The organism is Paenibacillus sp. Y412MC10 (assembly GCF_000024685.1).
Taxonomy (GTDB): Bacteria; Bacillota; Bacilli; order Paenibacillales; family Paenibacillaceae; genus Paenibacillus_AQ; species Paenibacillus_AQ lautus_A.
This window is the reverse complement of record NC_013406.1, coordinates 947893-963186: the sequence shown is the minus strand read 5'-3', so window position 1 is coordinate 963186 and position 15294 is coordinate 947893. Positions and strand designations below refer to the sequence as shown.

The 15294-nt window shown below is 54.9% G+C and carries 17 protein-coding genes; 3 read left to right on the top strand and 14 right to left on the bottom strand.

Annotation, left to right across the window (positions count from 1 at the left end):
• Positions 1 to 40 precede the first annotated feature (40 nt).
• A complete protein-coding gene (locus GYMC10_RS04110) occupies positions 41 to 346 on the bottom strand; it encodes a hypothetical protein (RefSeq protein WP_009594879.1) in 306 nt (101 codons plus the stop codon).
• 186 nt (positions 347 to 532) lie between these two features.
• Between GYMC10_RS04110 and GYMC10_RS04105 the strand changes: the two genes are divergently transcribed.
• Entirely contained in the window at positions 533 to 1018 is a 486-nt protein-coding gene (locus tag GYMC10_RS04105; protein WP_009594877.1) for a GAF domain-containing protein, read from the top strand.
• 57 nt (positions 1019 to 1075) lie between these two features.
• Here the strand turns inward: GYMC10_RS04105 and GYMC10_RS32440 are convergent, their stop codons facing one another.
• From GYMC10_RS32440 to GYMC10_RS04080, 5 genes are all read right to left on the bottom strand, one after another.
• Entirely contained in the window at positions 1076 to 1393 is a 318-nt protein-coding gene (locus tag GYMC10_RS32440) for a hypothetical protein (protein WP_041621924.1), read from the bottom strand.
• Positions 1394 to 1512: 119 nt separating this feature from the next.
• Positions 1513 to 2085 (bottom strand): hypothetical protein, encoded by a 573-nt coding sequence (locus GYMC10_RS04095; RefSeq protein ID WP_261979563.1) that lies wholly within the window; start codon positions 2083 to 2085, stop codon positions 1513 to 1515.
• A gap of 200 nt (positions 2086 to 2285) precedes the next feature.
• Positions 2286 to 2483 (bottom strand): YwbE family protein, encoded by a 198-nt coding sequence (locus tag GYMC10_RS04090; protein ID WP_006208161.1) that lies wholly within the window; start codon positions 2481 to 2483, stop codon positions 2286 to 2288.
• Between the two features lie 189 nt (positions 2484 to 2672).
• The gene (locus tag GYMC10_RS04085) at positions 2673 to 3479 is read right to left on the bottom strand and encodes a C40 family peptidase (protein ID WP_012818990.1); all 807 of its coding nucleotides are present in this window, start codon (positions 3477 to 3479) and stop codon (positions 2673 to 2675) included.
• Positions 3480 to 3898: 419 nt separating this feature from the next.
• On the bottom strand, positions 3899 to 4663 hold the full coding sequence (locus tag GYMC10_RS04080) for a pirin family protein (RefSeq protein ID WP_012818989.1): 765 nt from the start codon (positions 4661 to 4663) through the stop codon (positions 3899 to 3901).
• A 237-nt stretch (positions 4664 to 4900) separates the two neighbouring features.
• Between GYMC10_RS04080 and GYMC10_RS04075 the strand changes: the two genes are divergently transcribed.
• Both GYMC10_RS04075 and GYMC10_RS04070 read left to right on the top strand, forming a co-directional pair.
• Positions 4901 to 5587: a response regulator transcription factor gene (locus GYMC10_RS04075; protein WP_012818988.1), complete on the top strand. Its 687-nt coding sequence runs from the start codon at positions 4901 to 4903 to the stop codon at positions 5585 to 5587.
• Positions 5584 to 7077, top strand: coding sequence for a sensor histidine kinase (locus tag GYMC10_RS04070; protein WP_012818987.1), 1494 nt, complete (start codon positions 5584 to 5586; stop codon positions 7075 to 7077). The genes GYMC10_RS04075 and GYMC10_RS04070 overlap by 4 nt, the downstream gene beginning before the upstream one ends.
• On the opposite strand, the gene GYMC10_RS04065 is transcribed toward GYMC10_RS04070, so the two are convergent.
• The 8 genes from GYMC10_RS04065 to GYMC10_RS04030 all read right to left on the bottom strand — a co-directional run bounded on the left by GYMC10_RS04065 (position 7067) and on the right by GYMC10_RS04030 (position 14984).
• Complete coding sequence (locus GYMC10_RS04065) at positions 7067 to 7699, bottom strand: nitroreductase family protein (RefSeq protein WP_012818986.1); 633 nt, start codon at positions 7697 to 7699, stop codon at positions 7067 to 7069. The genes GYMC10_RS04070 and GYMC10_RS04065 overlap by 11 nt on opposite strands.
• Before the next feature lie 58 nt (positions 7700 to 7757).
• The gene (locus GYMC10_RS04060; protein WP_012818985.1) at positions 7758 to 8771 is read right to left on the bottom strand and encodes an ABC transporter substrate-binding protein; all 1014 of its coding nucleotides are present in this window, start codon (positions 8769 to 8771) and stop codon (positions 7758 to 7760) included.
• Between the two features lie 187 nt (positions 8772 to 8958).
• Positions 8959 to 9291: a 4Fe-4S binding protein gene (locus GYMC10_RS04055; RefSeq protein ID WP_012818984.1), complete on the bottom strand. Its 333-nt coding sequence runs from the start codon at positions 9289 to 9291 to the stop codon at positions 8959 to 8961.
• Positions 9288 to 10907 carry an FAD-dependent oxidoreductase gene (locus GYMC10_RS04050; protein ID WP_012818983.1) on the bottom strand — a complete coding sequence of 540 codons (1620 nt, stop codon included), beginning with the start codon at positions 10905 to 10907 and terminating at the stop codon, positions 9288 to 9290. The genes GYMC10_RS04055 and GYMC10_RS04050 overlap by 4 nt, the downstream gene beginning before the upstream one ends.
• A 55-nt stretch (positions 10908 to 10962) precedes the next feature.
• Entirely contained in the window at positions 10963 to 11826 is an 864-nt protein-coding gene (locus GYMC10_RS04045) for an ABC transporter permease (protein WP_012818982.1), read from the bottom strand.
• A gap of 38 nt (positions 11827 to 11864) precedes the next feature.
• Positions 11865 to 12761, bottom strand: a complete 897-nt coding sequence (locus tag GYMC10_RS04040) for an ABC transporter permease (RefSeq protein ID WP_012818981.1) — start codon at positions 12759 to 12761, stop codon at positions 11865 to 11867.
• Positions 12762 to 12942: 181 nt separating this feature from the next.
• Positions 12943 to 13281 (bottom strand): ferredoxin family protein, encoded by a 339-nt coding sequence (locus tag GYMC10_RS04035; protein WP_012818980.1) that lies wholly within the window; start codon positions 13279 to 13281, stop codon positions 12943 to 12945.
• Positions 13278 to 14984 carry an FAD-dependent oxidoreductase gene (locus tag GYMC10_RS04030; protein WP_012818979.1) on the bottom strand — a complete coding sequence of 569 codons (1707 nt, stop codon included), beginning with the start codon at positions 14982 to 14984 and terminating at the stop codon, positions 13278 to 13280. The genes GYMC10_RS04035 and GYMC10_RS04030 overlap by 4 nt, the downstream gene beginning before the upstream one ends.
• Positions 14985 to 15294: the final 310 nt, after the last annotated feature.

The window sequence follows — 15294 nt, the reverse complement described above, 5'->3', positions numbered from 1 at the left end:
GAGTCGGGGGCTTTTTTCAATTGTTATGCTGTTATCTGCCCTACGCCATGGAATCGGCCTTTTTCGGGTTCACCGGTTTAAGCACTTCATCGCAAAGCTCCTTAAGCCTGATCTGGATTTCCTTGAACTCCTCAATCCCGGCTCCCGTGAGGCTGTACCCCTCACCGTGCGCCGTCAGGAAGTTCTCCTCGGTCAAGCGTTCGAGTTCATGCTTAACCTCCCGGTCGCCGACCTTATATCCATGACGCTCCAGCTCGGGCTGCATCTCGCTGATCGTAAGGTCCCGCTCATGGGCGTGATAGAGCATATGAATACCGATAAACAAATTTTGAACGTCTGCGCGCATTCGATCTTCTCTCCCTCCACCTGATTGAATTGATACCTGGTCATGTCATACATTACCCCTGCGACATGGTCAGGAATCAGCCGGATTCGCCGGAGCCTTTCTTCCCATGGCTTGTCCCTTGACGAATATCATATACTTATACTAAGGTGAATGAATCAACGCAAATGAAGGAAGGGCGGATATCCAATGTTTCAAAACACACCCTATGAAGGCACTAGGAGCGAGCAATACGCCCAGGTCCTGAATCAGTTGAAAGCACTTATCCACGACGAGCCGAATGCCATTGCCAACTTGTCCAATGCATCTGCGCTGCTTAAACAGTTCCTGTCCGATACGAATTGGGTCGGCTTCTATCTTTATGATGGCAAAGAGCTGGTGCTCGGGCCATTCCAAGGACTGCCCGCTTGCATCCGGATTCCGATGAATCGCGGAGTTTGCGGAACCGCTGCGGCTAAACAGCAGACACTGCTTGTAGCCGACGTACATGAGTTCCCGGGGCACATTGCCTGCGATGCGGCTTCGAACAGCGAGATTGTGGTGCCCATGATGGTGGATGGCGCATTATATGGCGTTCTGGATATCGACAGTCCGCTCAAGAACCGTTTCGACCAAGAGGATCAAGCCTTTTTGGAGGAATTTGTCCATATATTGGAAGGGCAGCTCACATTATAATTCAGGATGATTTAACGTATTCTTCCGTACACTAACCAAGGATTGAAACCACAATTCTTAGGAGGAATACACGCCATGTATCCAATGAATAACAACAATTCGCAAATTTCGCAGCAAATTCGTCAGTGCGAGCAAATTCTTCAGCAGCTGACCCAGCAAACGCAGCAGGGCTCGGCTATGTACCAGCAGCTGATGCAGCAAGAGCAGCAAAATGCGGCCCGACTCGAGGAACTCGCTCAGCGTGAGCGTCAAGCGGCGCAGATGATCCAAACTGCCCTTCAAGGCCATCAACAGGCGATGCAGCAGTATCAGCAAATCTCCCAGATCGTTAAACAAGTCGAGTACTCCGTTCAAGCCCACAACCAAACACAGCATATTCAGCCTTCATACGGCCAACAAGGTTTTCCTAACACACATCAAGGCCAAGGCTTCCAATAAGCATGCTAAAAGGGGTAACCCGCAGGTTCATAGAATCTGCCGGTTACCCCTTTGTTTTATTTCTTCTCTTCGCTTACGCTGAATTCGATCTCGGCTTGTATCTTATAGCGCTTTGGCTCTTCCCCGTCCGAGCCGCTCTGACTCGCGCCCTGCGACATGGCATCGATCACGAAATCCGCGGATCCGTAGACGACGTAGCGCCCGCCCGGAAAACCATCCTTCAGCGAATGGATGAAATCTTTGAATTTCTTGTCGTCCCTGCTGTCGTATCCACCGCCGATTTTGTAATATTCGCGCAGCGGCTCGCCCTTTTTCAGCTTGGTTGTAATATAGGGCTCGTTCATGGCATAACTGATGTTGTAGTCTCTTGTGAGCTCTTTCATCGGGAAATAAAAAGCGGAGGCCGCATGGCCTATCGTAATCTCATCCTCTTTGCCGATATACTCCAGCTCCCCGTATACTTGAACTTGATCTCCCTGTTCATACTCCTCTTTCTCGCTAACGAGTCGATACACGAAGTCCCCGTCGGTAATTTCCGCCTGACTCCCCCTGGCAGCTTTATTCAATGAAGGTCCAGTCGGATCTGCCCCCTGTAGCTCCTGCTTCGCGCAGCCCGTTAACATCAACATCAAGATAAACCCCATATAAAGGTATCTTCTCATCTTTTTTGTTCACCTCAACCTCCAGACGGATGGATTGTGAGCAATGTTGCATGGAAATGCAAAAAAGCCGCATCCAAAACTCCTCAGATTTGCGAAGTTTTGGATACAGCAAATGGTTTGCTATATCCCAGGCGCCTATGGCCTTTAGTCTCGAAGCGCATCGAATGTTACGACTCGTAAATGTTCTTCACCCGTCCCACTTGGCCGTCCTGAAGACGTACTTTAATGCCGTGCGGATGGTTGGGCGAATTGGTCAAAATATCTTTGACCACGCCGCGGGTTAATTTTCCCGTTCTCTGGTCCTGCTTCAGTACGATATCAACCTCAAGCCCCGGTCTGATATTGGAACGCTGCCCACCGTTCATCATCGTCCCTCCTGTTCCTATCTTCATGCTGTTGTCCCGTTCCTACTGTCCACCTTACTGAAATCGAAAGCGAAATGCAAATCGCATAACGCAAAGGACTGCCCGTTAAAGATCGTTCAGATCTCCCAACCGGACAGTCCTTCTGTTTTTATTCTAACCATGGATAAATCTTATCCATGGAACGATGTTTTATAGTACGCTTCCGCCGTGCATGAAGCGGTGTTTCCAAGAATCGCCGAAGTTACCTACGAGGACCCCGCCCGATTGTTTCGAGTACGTATGCAGCAGCTTGTTGTCTCCCAGATAGATCGCTACGTGCGTAATCCGCTGTTTGGACTTGTCCAATCCGGCATAAGCGGAAGCGGATGAACCTCGGTAGCTCATGAAGAATACCAGATCCCCGCGCTTTAATTGATTGACGTTGTAAACAGCCGTTCCTTTATCTTTGACGTACTGCCCTTGCTTGCGGGAATCGCTTGGCAGCGTAATGTTAGCGCCGTCCATGAATGCGCGGCGAACAAATGCCGAGCAGTCAAAGGTACTCGTTGAATTGCGGTTAGAACCGAATTCGTACGGCGTGCCCAGATACTTCATGCCTGCACTGATTACTTTTTCAACGCTTGCGCTCGCAGAAGGCGCCGTGCTTCCCGAATTGCCGGAAGTGTTAGAAGATCCGCTGCTTTGGTTAATATATTTAGACGAAGCATATCCTTGCTTGCCGTCCGAAGTTTTGATTTTATACCAGCTTGAGCTCTTGCCCAGAATTTGAACGCGCTCACCCTTATGCACGCGGTCAACGACTTTACCCGAAGTCGAAGGCTTATTGCGCATGTACACATTCGAGCTTGCTACACCTTTGGTTACAGACTGCACGCTGGCAGCAGACACTTCATTCACAGACCCATATCCGTAAGAACCAAGAACCGCTGCTGATAACAGCGCTCCGGCCATCAATTGTTTAAATCTTTTTTTCGAGAAAATAACGATCTCCCCCATCTCGTTTGATTGTGGAATGACGAAAATGTCATTTTCGTGATCCCGCAATCATTATAGACAGGCTGTGTCTCGGGACGCATGCTACCATCCTCACAAAAACACATGCCAACTATTGGTAAAGAGGAGGACTTTAGTCTCTTATTATACTTGAATTTAGTATAAATAGATTATTATAGAAAAAAACATGCCAAAATAACCCAACCAGTCCGGCCTAAAGAAGTCCGGATTTCTTTGTTGGGTCTTTCTGCTTACCAAATATATGTATTTTTCCTTGCGATTGCTGCCTGGAAGATGACCTCTATTCCCTGTCATACTTTTTTAAAAAAAAAAGCCTGATCAGACGGATACCCCATCTGACAGGCTCTAGTTTATCGTACCTTCTCAATTTCATTCCACTACAATATTGTAAACTTTTGACCCTATGGCCGCTTGGAATAGAGCGGATATCCAGGGTTTTCCGGTACGTCAATCAGGATGACCCTGACATTCTCTTGCGCCTTAAGGCTTATCGTCTCACCTGGCACCGTATCGATTACCATAAAGTCCCGATGATGAAACAGGAGGCTATCCTCTTCCGTGCTAAAGCTGCCGGCTCCCCTTACGGCAAGCGCAGCCGCGCGCCTGCCGGTTTTCAGTTCATATCGTGCTTCGTGCCCGGCCAGAATTTGAATATCCAGCATCTTCACGTCCACGGACAGATCGGTTGGGGCGGAACCGCCGATCATCGTTTTGACCAATCCCCCCTGGATACGGGTTACCGGATAGGAATCCGGACGATACTGACGACAGGCAGGGTTTTGCTTCAATGAATCGCGAAGATACGGCTCAAACCAAATCTGGAATCCTTCTGCATCCGGCCCGGTCAGAAGTTCCTCATGCGTAAGTCCGGAACCGGCCCTCATCAATTGCAGGCCTCCTGGCCCTATTATGCTGTGCGTACCATGCGAATCCTCATGGTCGCACTTTCCCTGAATCATATAAGTCACGATTTCAAAACCCTGATGGGGATGAGACGCGATATAACCTTCGACGGGCGCACGAAACCAGGACCAATAGAAAAGCGGCCCTACCCGGGTCACGGCTGACCCTTCTCCGGAGAAACCGATCGGCTTCAACTCCGTTATCCTTCCTCCATCGAGTGAGCCCTTGCCCTGATTCTCGGGTGGATATACATTTCCTATCATGTCCAGTCTCCTCCTTTCACCCATCCATGATGGATCTTGAACAGGTGCTGCATTGATTGTCTTGGCTTTAAGATAGTATTAACGATAACCGAACAGATATCAACATCCTTAAATTCCCTGATTTGAGAATGCATATTTGCGAATCATTTTTCAGTTTATTTTCAGTTCGCGTTCAGAATTCATTCAGCTACGGCACGTATGATAAAGTTGAAGGAATGAAAGAAGAGGAGTTTTGTCATGGGATCCATGCATCGTATTCGCGTTTTGCTTGTGGATGACGAGCCGCACATACTGCAATTTCTGGAGCTTGGTCTCCAAAATGAAGGGTTTGAGGTGCGCACGGCCTCCGATGGAGAATGTGCGTTAAGGGAAGCAGCTGGCTTCGAGCCGCATGTCATCGTTCTGGATGTGATGATGCCGGGAATGGACGGTCTTGCGGTGTGCAGACGTTTGAAGGAGGAAGGCCGGGATGTTGCGGTCATTATGCTCACCGCGAAGGATGAGATCGATGACCGTGTAACGGGCCTTATGACCGGAGCGGACGACTACATGGCCAAGCCCTTCAGTTTCGAAGAGCTGCTGGCCCGCATACAAGCTCGACTCCGCAATCAGTTCCCGAGCCTGCTGGGCGAAATCCGGCTTGGGCCATTCACCATCGATGACCGCAAGAAAGAAATTTCATACCTGGGGGAAGCCTTGGAGCTTTCCCCAACGGAATATAAACTGCTCAAACTGCTTGTGACCAAACACGGCAGCGTTCTGAGCAAATCGAACATATTGAATATTGTGTGGGATTATGACTTTGGGGGAGAGGATAACATCGTGGAGGTCTATATCCGATCCCTGCGAGAGAAGCTTGGGGACAAGGAGCATCGGGTCATTCGCACGCTTCGCGGAGCCGGCTACCGGGTGGATTTGCCATGAGTTTCCGAAACCGTATACGCGCATCTCGGCCAACGTCTCTGCGCACGCAGCTCCTGTCGCGTTCCCTTCTCGTCTTGGCGCTTCTGCTCGTGCTGATCGGAGCGCTGCAATATGTACTGATGAAAAACGCCCTGTTCCGCAATCAGGCCGAGGCGCTTTCGCTTCAGGTCCGCTCTATCCCCGTGGAGATGTGGGAGCCTGGTCGCGTGCAACATAACCGGCCTTCTGTTCCGAATAACGACGCCCATGCGGTCATGCCCCGCCAGGAGGATAGACCTCTGCTCTTTCTGCCGAATATGTCGCTTGCCAAGATCGCAACGAACGGAAGCTACACCGACCTGGCCAGTGACAACGGTCTGTCCGCGCCGCAGCTGGCAGCAGAGGCTTATACCTCGATTCTGGAGCAATTCAAAGAGCGTCGGCCCGTTCCGTACGAAGTGATTGACGATGCCCAAGGCACCGAACAGATCGTTGTTTTTCGCCCTTACGGCAGCCCTAACAGCCCTTCCGGTATACTGCAGCTTGGAATGGATACGCAGCCGCTCCATGCCGTTCTGCTGCGGCAGCTGCTGATATTTGCCGCGTTGGCTTTGCTTGCCATGGCTGGCGGGATTGCATTGTACCTGCCATTGCTGCGCAGGACGCTTAACCCGCTAAGCCGAATGGTCGAAACAGTGGAACGAACGGATGCCGGAAACTTGGCGGAGCGATTTCCGGCCATGCAGGGTCAGCAGGAGATTGACCGCTTGGCCCAATCGTTTAACGGCATGCTGAATAGGCTTGAGGGAGCGTTTGAAGCGGAACGCGAGGCGAAAGAGCAGATGCGGAGGTTTATTGCCGATGCTTCCCATGAACTGCGCACGCCGCTTACTTCGATTCACGGCTTTCTGGAGGTGCTTGGACGCGGCGCCGCCGACAACAAGGATCAGCTCCATGCAGCACTGTCCAGCATGCACGGCGAATCGAAGCGCATGAAGAAATTGGTCGAGGATTTGCTTCTGTTGGCCAAACTTGACCGTAAGCCGGAGCTTCATCTACAGGATACCCGGCTGGATCGGCTGCTGCTAGAGATGGAGCCCCATCTCAGGATGCTGGCTCAAGGCAGAAACGTAACGATTCAAGCGGCAGCCGTGCTGTGCCGGTGTGACCCCGACAAGATCAAGCAGGTCATCTACAACCTGTTCCATAATGCGGTACAGCATACCGATTCCGACACAGGGCGGATTACCGTTACGGTGGATAAAACCAAGGACCACGCCGTACTGCGGGTCAGCGACAATGGAGCCGGGATTTCGAAGGAGCATCTGCCCTATCTGTTCGAGCGGTTCTACCGCATCGATGAATCCCGGACCCGGCAGCACGGCGGTGCCGGTCTTGGATTGTCCATCACCCAGTCCATCATGAACGCGCATGGCGGCCAAATGAGCGTGGACAGCACGGTTAACCAAGGAACGGTTTTTCGTGCGGAGTGGCCGGGCATCATTCCTTAGCCTGAAATACTCCTTCATGCACCAGTTCATTCAAGGATCGTCGGTCCGTAGGGACCTCCCGTTCCTGCAGCGTCTCCGGCAGCACCGATTTATCCCCGCGGTATCCAAGCGTTATGACCGCATGCAGATCATATTCTTCCGGAATATGCAGGACTTCGCGGGCAAGCCCATGGTCGAAGCCGCCAATCGCGCGAGTATTCAGCCCAAGCAAAGCAGCCTGCGAAGCGATTGTTCCCCAAGCAGCCCCCGCATCAAACGCGTGGCTTCCGCCCGGTTCCCCATTGGCATTCAGCGTGTAGGAAACGAGCAGGACAAGCGCCGGCGCGCGATCGCTCCACACGCGGTTTCCAGGACGGATAAAAGACCGGAATCGCTCCCGCTCCTCCTGTGTTCGGGCAACGATAAACCGCCACGGCTGCCCGTTGCCCGAGGAGGGTGCCCACCGGGCCGCCTCCAAGACGGTATACAGCACATCCTCTTCGACCGGACGGGAGTCAAAGGCCCTCGAAGACCATCGATTCACAAAGTGGGCATGCACCGGATATTCGGGACGGCGCGTTTGTTCCGCCACCGTCTTCTTCGACAGGGCTGATACGATTACGGTTGGATCAGGTCTGGTCATACGATCATCTCTCCTTACCCCTTGCGGGTTATTGTAATACGGCTTGGTCTAAGCTTGGTTAAGGCTTGATCAGCCAATCGTCCAATGCAAAATCGGTTTCCGCCAGCTTCTCTTCGATCAGAAAGGCCTTCGTTCCTTCCAGCAGCTGCAGCCCTTGTTCGGTAAAAGGAACCTCTTTGATCAGCTCGATCGGGCTAACCTTCTTCACGTACTCCACCTTCGCGCTCTGCAATTCGGCCAGAAACGCATAGTACTCTTCCTCATGCAGCTTTAAATCCTCTAGCGCCTTGGAACGGGCTTCATTCCACGCCTTGGCGAAATCCGGATATTTCGCCAGATAATCCTCCGACACCACGGTTACGCTGGTTCCATACAGCTCGGGATGCTTGGTGGCATCGTCCAGCAGCGTATAGCCTTCATCGATTTGTTTGAGCGTATATACGCCGGTATTGGTCATCGCGTCGATTTCCCCGCGGGCCAGGGCAGCCTCCGCATCCACGCGAAGCAGGTGGATGACCTTCACATCCTCAGCCAGCCCCTCTTTCTTCAAAAGACCGGCCAAGTATCGGTGGTGGAAGGAACCTTTTTGAGTGGCTACCGTTTTTCCCTTTAACTCTTCCAGGGAAGCCGGGCCTCCCTTCTTCGCTACGAGATACCCGATGCTGTCGGTCGAGCCTTGGGTAATCACCTTGGTCTTCGCTCCCGTTGAGCGTGACAGGATGGCCGGCGTATCGCCCAAGCTGCCAAAGTCCAGGCGACCGCTGATCAGCGATTCGCTCAAATCCGGACCGTTCGGAAAGGCGGTCAAGTTTACCGTTTCAATCCCGTGCTTCTTGAGCTCTTCCTGAATAATGCCCTTATGGAACCCCCAGCCCTCAGCGCCTCCAGGCACATTCAGGGCATTGGTTCCTATATATCCGTAATTGAGCGTTTTCGGCACGCCGGAGCTTGATGCCTCCGTTATTTGATCTTTGATGCCGCAGCCCTGCGAAAAAGCAAGCGCCGCCGCCACCAGCGTCAATAAAATCGCGTATCGCTTTCGCTTGTGTTTCTCAACGTTTCGATTCTCCATTCGATTTCTCTCCCCTCACAGATCCCATCTCGATATGACACTGCCTCGCTTTCGCTTCTTACGCCTCTTGCTTCTTACGGGGCTTCATGGAATCCCCGGCAAACCCTGGCCTCAATGAGCCCGCAGATCATGCTTCCCATGCAGACGGGAAGAGTGGAGCTGCCTGAAAAAGGGGGGAGGCTGACGATCAAGGAACAGATCGCTTCGCGAGCTGAGCCAGAAACGCATGGCTGGATATGGACGTTCGGCCGGGTCCCCATCCCACCTTCTCGCGGTAGCCCCCCAACAGCTCGGCCTGCTCCAGCTCCGCCTCGCTTAGCCCGCTGAGCCGGTCCGGATGAGGCGCGACGTACATCGCGTCCGCCGGACAATAGAGCTCGCACATAAAACAGGTTTGGCAATCGTTCTGGCGCGCAATGACAGGCACATCGTTATCGACTTCATCAAATACGTTGGTCGGACATACGGAGACGCACAGATTGCACTGCACGCATCTGGCATCGCTGATCAGCTCAATCAAAGGGAAACCGCCTCCTCGCTCACGCGCTGCGCCCGGACGCTGATTTCATCCAACCCGGATGTAATCAGGCGGTAATGCTGCGTCTCGTCCAGCTCCGGATAATCAACCCGCTTATGCATTCCCCGCGTTTCCGTCCTGGCCTGCGCCGAGCGGTACATCCAGCGGGCCGTTGCAGCCATGGCCGCTGCCTCGCGTTTCTTCACCGCCTGATAATCAAGATGGATGGGTTCCTGCCGGATCGATTTCCACACGCCGTCGAGCCGTTGCAACGAATCCCGAAGTCCCTCATCCGTACGGAACAGGTTCCGGTCATAAGGCATGACCTCTTCCTGCACCGCCCGAATGTATTCCTCCGCGGCAATCGGCGGCTTTTCCTGCAGCGAGCCGAAGGTACCGGAAGATACGATCGGAGCCGAAGACAATCCGTGCACCTCGCGTCTAGCGGCATGCCGTCCCAGCGATTTGGCATAGTCCGCCGCGCCTTCGCCCGCAAAGCTGCCGGAAGACATCGCCCAGGCGGCATTGTGGCTGCCGCCTCCGGTAAATCCGCCGCAGATCAGCTCCCGCGTTGCGGCGTCTCCGGCGGCATACAAGCCGGGGACCTTCGTGGCGCACGTTTCGTCCACGATATGAATGCCCCCGGTCCCGCGCACCGTCCCTTCGAGCCGAAGCGTGACCGGGAACATATCCTTGAACGGGTCGATGCCCATACGGTCAAACGGCAGGAAAAAATTCGTCTGCCCCACCCGGAGCAGCGGCTGCAGATCGGCGGGCGCCTGATCCAATCGGGCATATACCTGTCGGTTCTCCAGCAGTTTTTTGGCAATGACGGAACGTCCTTTGGTCGAGCCCGCTCCCTCTACCACCGTGCCGTCCTCGTAGTAAAAGCTTGCATAACGGTAATACGCCGTTTTGGTCACCGAGGAGAACGTTGGCGATATGGCGTAGGCGTTGGAGAACTCCATGCCCGACATTTCGGCCCCGGCCTCGGCCGCCATCAGATAGCCGTCACCGGTCAACACGTTGCATCCCAGCGCTTTGCTCAGAAAGGCGCAGCCGCCGGTTGCGATGACAACGGCACCCGCCGTGACTCTCCAGGGATCGCCGCCCTGCGTGCTTACGCCAGCGGCGCCCCCCACTCCGTGTTCATCCGCCAGAAGTTCCAGCGCAGGGCTGTGGTCGAGTATTTTGACGCCGGCTCTTTTCACCAGTTTGCGCATGAGACGCATATACTCCGGTCCCTGCAAGCCGCGCCGGAATATGCCGCCATCCGGATCGACCGGGAACGAATACCCCCAGTCGCCAAGACGGTTCATATTCTCGTAGGTTTGATCCAGGACCCGATCCATCCACTCATTCTCGGCTAAGCGTCCGCCCATAAAATACCGGCTCATCTTCGCTTCCTGGCGCTGCCGCCCTTCAGGCTCCACGTACCATACGCCCGTGCCCGACGGCGCCGTTGCCCCGCTTGATCCGCAGAACCCTTTATCCGCCAGCACGACATTGCTGCCTTTCGCCGCGGCCGTTAAAGCCGCCCATGCTCCGGCCGGGCCACCGCCAATGACCAGCACATCCGTTTCCAACTGAAGCGTGCTGCCTTGAATACGTGAACTCATGCATGTTCCCCTCCTAATCATCATTGTCCCTCGGTTCTCTCATTCATAAGCCGGATCATCCCTTGTAACTATCCCGCCACTTCAGCAAGCGGCGTTCCAGAGAACGGACGAACAGATCCACCATCATGCCGACGACGGCAAAAACCAATACACCCACAAAAATTTGCTCCGTTAACGAGGATTGCTTGGCAAGATTGATGAGAAACCCGACCCCCGACTGCGAACCGATCAGCTCCGCAACGACGAGCCCGAGCCAGGATACCGCCAGCGATAAGCGGAGTCCCATTAACAGGTTAGGCAGCGAAGACGGGATGATCAGCTTGATGATCTGCTGAACCCGGCTGTACTGCAGGACCCTCGATACCTCGAACAGCTTTTTGTCGACGCTCCGGATGCCGAGAAACGTATTGACGTACAGCGGAAAAAAAGCTCCCTTCGCAATGATCAGCACCTTCGACGTTTCTCCGAATCCGAACCACAAAATAATAAGCGGGGCGATCGCCAAATGCGGGATCATCCGCAGCATCTGCACCGTCGGATCCAGGAATATTTCCGACTTGCGCGAGAAGCCCGTCAGCAGGCCGAATATCAAGCCCAGGCTGCCTCCCAGGGCGAAGCCCGCAGCGGCGCGGCCGATGCTTATGCCCAGATGGGTCGCCATCTTGCCCGAGGCGATCAGATTCCAGAGGGATTCGAAAATCGCCGCCGGCGTCGGCAGGAAGAACGCATCGATCCAGCCAAGATTGCCTGCCAGCTGCCATATGGCCAGCACCAGAACCGGAAGGGCCGATCCGAGCGCAATGGCCCGTAGTAAGGATGCACGCCGGCGATTGGAGCGCGCGGCAGCAGGATTGGGCGGCTGCGATACAGCGGGTGGCTGCCCCGCCGCAGGCAGCGCAAGTTCGTTCGCGTTATTCATCGTGTCTCCTCCTCTCTCTTGGAAACAGAAGCCGTGCTTTAACCCTCATAGCTGTCGTTCCATTTCAGCAGCCTGCGCTCCATCAGCCTAACCGCGGCGTCTGCTGCTTTGCCGATGACGGCAAACAGGACGATGCACACGAACACGGTCGCGGTTTTGCTGAACTGTCTGGCATCCGTCATCAAATAGCCGATGCCGGACGTGGAGCCCATGATCTCGGCAACGACCAGCCCGAGCCAGGCAAGCCCGAGGGACAGCCGGATCCCAAGGAAGATATGCGGCAGGGAGGACGGAATGACCAGCTTGAAGATTTGCTGGATACGCGTGAAACCCAGAACCCTTGTTACTTCGAACCATTTGTTATCCACGCCGCGGATGCCCAGATAGGTTTGGATATAGAGCGGAAAGAAAGCCCCTTTGGCGATCAGCAGTATTTTGGACGACTCCCCGATTCCAAACCAAAGCACGAACAGCGGCGCAACCGCTAAATGCGGAATCATGCGGACCATCTGGATGGATGGATCGAGCACCCGCTCGGATATGCGGAATACCCCGACCAGAATACCGAAGGCTAGGCCGAGAGCCCCTCCAAGGGCGAAACCCGCTGCGGCACGAACCAAACTGATCCGCACATGACCGCCAAGGTCACCCGAGCCCGCCAAGTGGGCAAAAGCCTCCGCAATGCGAAGCGGCGTCGGGAAGAGCAGCTCCGAGATGTAACCAAGGTCGCCGAGCACCTGCCATAAAACCAGCAGCGACACGGGAAGAACCGCGCCCGCAGCAAAGGTGCCCAGCGACTTCCTCCATATCCCGGCACCTGCTTCGCCCGGGGAGAGCCTCTGCCGCTGCCCGGCGGCGGGCTCCGGTACCAGCGACTCGCTGCCGTGGACCGGAGCCGGAGGGTCATGCCGGTACAATCGTGCATGGTCACTCATTGCGATCACGCTCCGGCTCGGGAAACGCAAATCTTCCATCATCTAACCTGAACATCAGCCAAACCCGTTTCATAAGCGCACCTCTCTCCTCGAATACAAAAGGAGACATTCTTCGAAAAACCGAAGGAATGTCTCCATTAGAATGGTTGACAGTATGAATGCTATTGGTTTAGTTCCTGCTTTAACTTCGCCGGGGGAGAATCCGATCGATGAACGGGGTCTCGTCGATCTCGGCCAGCCGGGTCCGCCCGCGTCCCCAGCCGACCGTCTCCCTCCAGCTTCCGATGATCCCTACCGCGATCAGCTCTTCTTCCGTCACCTTCTGCTCCATATCCGCAAAGGGAGAAACATACAGAGCATCGGCAGGACAATAAGCCTCGCATATAAAACAGGTCTGGCAATCCTCCTGACGGGCAATGACCGGAAGCCCAGTCTCCGTCCGGTCGAATACATTGGTCGGACAGACCTTGACGCACAGGCCGCACTCGATGCACCGCTGCTGACTGACAACCTCGATCATGAGCCTTCCACCTCCCCGGCCGCTGCCGCGATCCAGGCAGCAGCCCCCACGGCTTCACTGCTCCTATTTCTTGAACCACCATAGTGTCGGCAAGCGTCCATGGTACCTCGGCTTGCCTGCCGGGGCGGCCGCCCCTCAGGATACACCTGGATATGATCGATCCCCCTTACGGTCAGACGATGCTGCTGGTCCGGATTCGGATCCGGGTATTCCAGAAGGGTATGCATCCCTCTGGTTTCCCGCCGGGTCAGCGCAGCCGCATACATCCATCTTGCCGTTGCCGCCATGGCCGCCGCTTCCCTTGCCTTGATCCGCTCGCGCGAACCCCCGGTTACCTTCGCGTACACTTCCGGCCATAGCCCGTTCAGCCGTTCGAGCGATTGCTGCAGGACCGGTTCGCTGCGAAAATAATTGATATCCAGCGGAAACACCTCCCGCTGTACCGATTGAATTAGGCCGGATGCATCCATTCCCTGCCCATGTGCTGCGGATGGATGGGACATTCCGGCCCGCCCCGCACCTTGCAGGCGACGGCCGTCCGCAGAAGAACGCGTACTCAGCGCATGCTTCGCCGCCGATTCGCCAGCCCACGTTCCCGAGCAAATCGCCCAAGAGGCATTAAAAGCCCCTCCGCCCGACTTGGCACCGGTCACCCGCTCCCGGGTTGCGGCATCGCCGGCGGCGTACAGACCCGGTACCGTCGTCGCGCAATCTTCGCCGGTGATCCGGATGCCTCCGGTTCCGCGGACCGTCCCTTCATAGCGGAGGGTCAAGGGAAAACGCTCCTTAAAGGGATCGATTCCCGCCCGATCATACGGAACAAAGAAGATGGCGTGCGATTGCCTTAAAATGCGCCGTTTCTCTTCCGTGTCGGCATGATTCAGCATGGCGTATACCGGTCCTTTGCGGAGCATCGTCGGCAGAAAATCATGCGGCCTGGGCCCTCCGGGGCTGTACAGCGTATTCCCGTCTTCGTCATAATACGTCGCCCAGTTGAGAAGCCGCCCCCGGGTCACCGTGCCAAACGCCGCGCTCGGCGCATATTGGCGGCTGAATTCCATACCGGATAGCTCGGCGCCAAGCTCCGCCGCCATGAGCAGTCCTTCGCCTGTGAGCACGTTGCAGCCAAGGCCCTTGCTCAGAAAGGCGCAGCCGCCGGTAGCTATGACAACCGACTGTGCCCGTACCTCCCAATGCTTGTTCTTCTGCCTGCATATGCCTCGTGCTCCTCCGACCCCATGCTCGTCGGCAAGCAGCTCGAGCGCCGGGGACTGATCCATGATCCGTACGCCCGCCCGGTTGACCGCGCTTCGCATCAGCTTCATATATTCCGGGCCCTGCAAATGGTCTCGCATGGGGACCCCGTTCTCATCGCGGCGAAACGGGTATCCCCATGCCTCCACGCGTTCCAAATTGATGTATACCTGATCCAGCACGCGATGGATCCAATCCGGTTCCGATAAATAACCGCCCTCCTTCATCCGCTGGGCCACGGCTTCATCGCGCAGCTTATGGTCAGGGGGCAAATATAGCAGATTGGTTCCTCCGGGTGCCGTTGCCCCGCTGGAGCCCAGAAACCCTTTATCGGCCAATATGACTTTGGCACCTTGGGACGCCGCGCTCCAGGCTGCCCAAGCCCCTGCGGGACCGCCGCCAATGACGAGGACATCCGCCGTCAGTTTCAATTCATCCTGTGCACGCAATCGTTGATCCCCCCGCTCCTTGGTTGATAGTAAATCGAGGTCCATACGACAAAAAGGAGATCATGAAGGATGCTCATGATCTCCAGCAGACTGGTCGATTCAAATTTATTTATCATAGTTATTCGATTGGAATTATCAAGTATATTATCAGCTGATGGCACAAGCGTCAAGATTATTTTTGGGAGGGATCGCTTAACAAAGCGAGACATTCGCTCCCGAACTTTCCTAAGCCCTGCTGTCTTCGCTCACGCAATTTTTCCTTATATCCTGACAATTTGGTACAATACAGACGGTACGAGAATGTCAAATG

Bases quoted from the DNA above. Each gene is read 5' to 3' on its own strand.
- GYMC10_RS04110 (WP_009594879.1), bottom strand. From the start codon at position 346: ATGCGCGCAGACGTTCAAAATTTGTTTATCGGTATTCATATGCTCTAT.
- GYMC10_RS04105 (WP_009594877.1), top strand. From the start codon at position 533: ATGTTTCAAAACACACCCTATGAAGGCACTAGGAGCGAGCAATACGCC.
- GYMC10_RS32440 (WP_041621924.1), bottom strand. From the start codon at position 1,393: ATGCTGTGTTTGGTTGTGGGCTTGAACGGAGTACTCGACTTGTTTAAC.
- GYMC10_RS04095 (WP_261979563.1), bottom strand. From the start codon at position 2,085: ATGTTGATGTTAACGGGCTGCGCGAAGCAGGAGCTACAGGGGGCAGAT.
- GYMC10_RS04090 (WP_006208161.1), bottom strand. From the start codon at position 2,483: ATGAACGGTGGGCAGCGTTCCAATATCAGACCGGGGCTTGAGGTTGAT.
- GYMC10_RS04085 (WP_012818990.1), bottom strand. From the start codon at position 3,479: ATGGGGGAGATCGTTATTTTCTCGAAAAAAAGATTTAAACAATTGATG.
- GYMC10_RS04080 (WP_012818989.1), bottom strand. From the start codon at position 4,663: ATGATAGGAAATGTATATCCACCCGAGAATCAGGGCAAGGGCTCACTC.
- GYMC10_RS04075 (WP_012818988.1), top strand. From the start codon at position 4,901: ATGGGATCCATGCATCGTATTCGCGTTTTGCTTGTGGATGACGAGCCG.
- GYMC10_RS04070 (WP_012818987.1), top strand. From the start codon at position 5,584: ATGAGTTTCCGAAACCGTATACGCGCATCTCGGCCAACGTCTCTGCGC.
- GYMC10_RS04065 (WP_012818986.1), bottom strand. From the start codon at position 7,699: ATGACCAGACCTGATCCAACCGTAATCGTATCAGCCCTGTCGAAGAAG.
- GYMC10_RS04060 (WP_012818985.1), bottom strand. From the start codon at position 8,771: ATGGAGAATCGAAACGTTGAGAAACACAAGCGAAAGCGATACGCGATT.
- GYMC10_RS04050 (WP_012818983.1), bottom strand. From the start codon at position 10,907: ATGAGTTCACGTATTCAAGGCAGCACGCTTCAGTTGGAAACGGATGTG.
- GYMC10_RS04045 (WP_012818982.1), bottom strand. From the start codon at position 11,826: ATGAATAACGCGAACGAACTTGCGCTGCCTGCGGCGGGGCAGCCACCC.
- GYMC10_RS04040 (WP_012818981.1), bottom strand. From the start codon at position 12,761: ATGAGTGACCATGCACGATTGTACCGGCATGACCCTCCGGCTCCGGTC.
- GYMC10_RS04035 (WP_012818980.1), bottom strand. From the start codon at position 13,281: ATGATCGAGGTTGTCAGTCAGCAGCGGTGCATCGAGTGCGGCCTGTGC.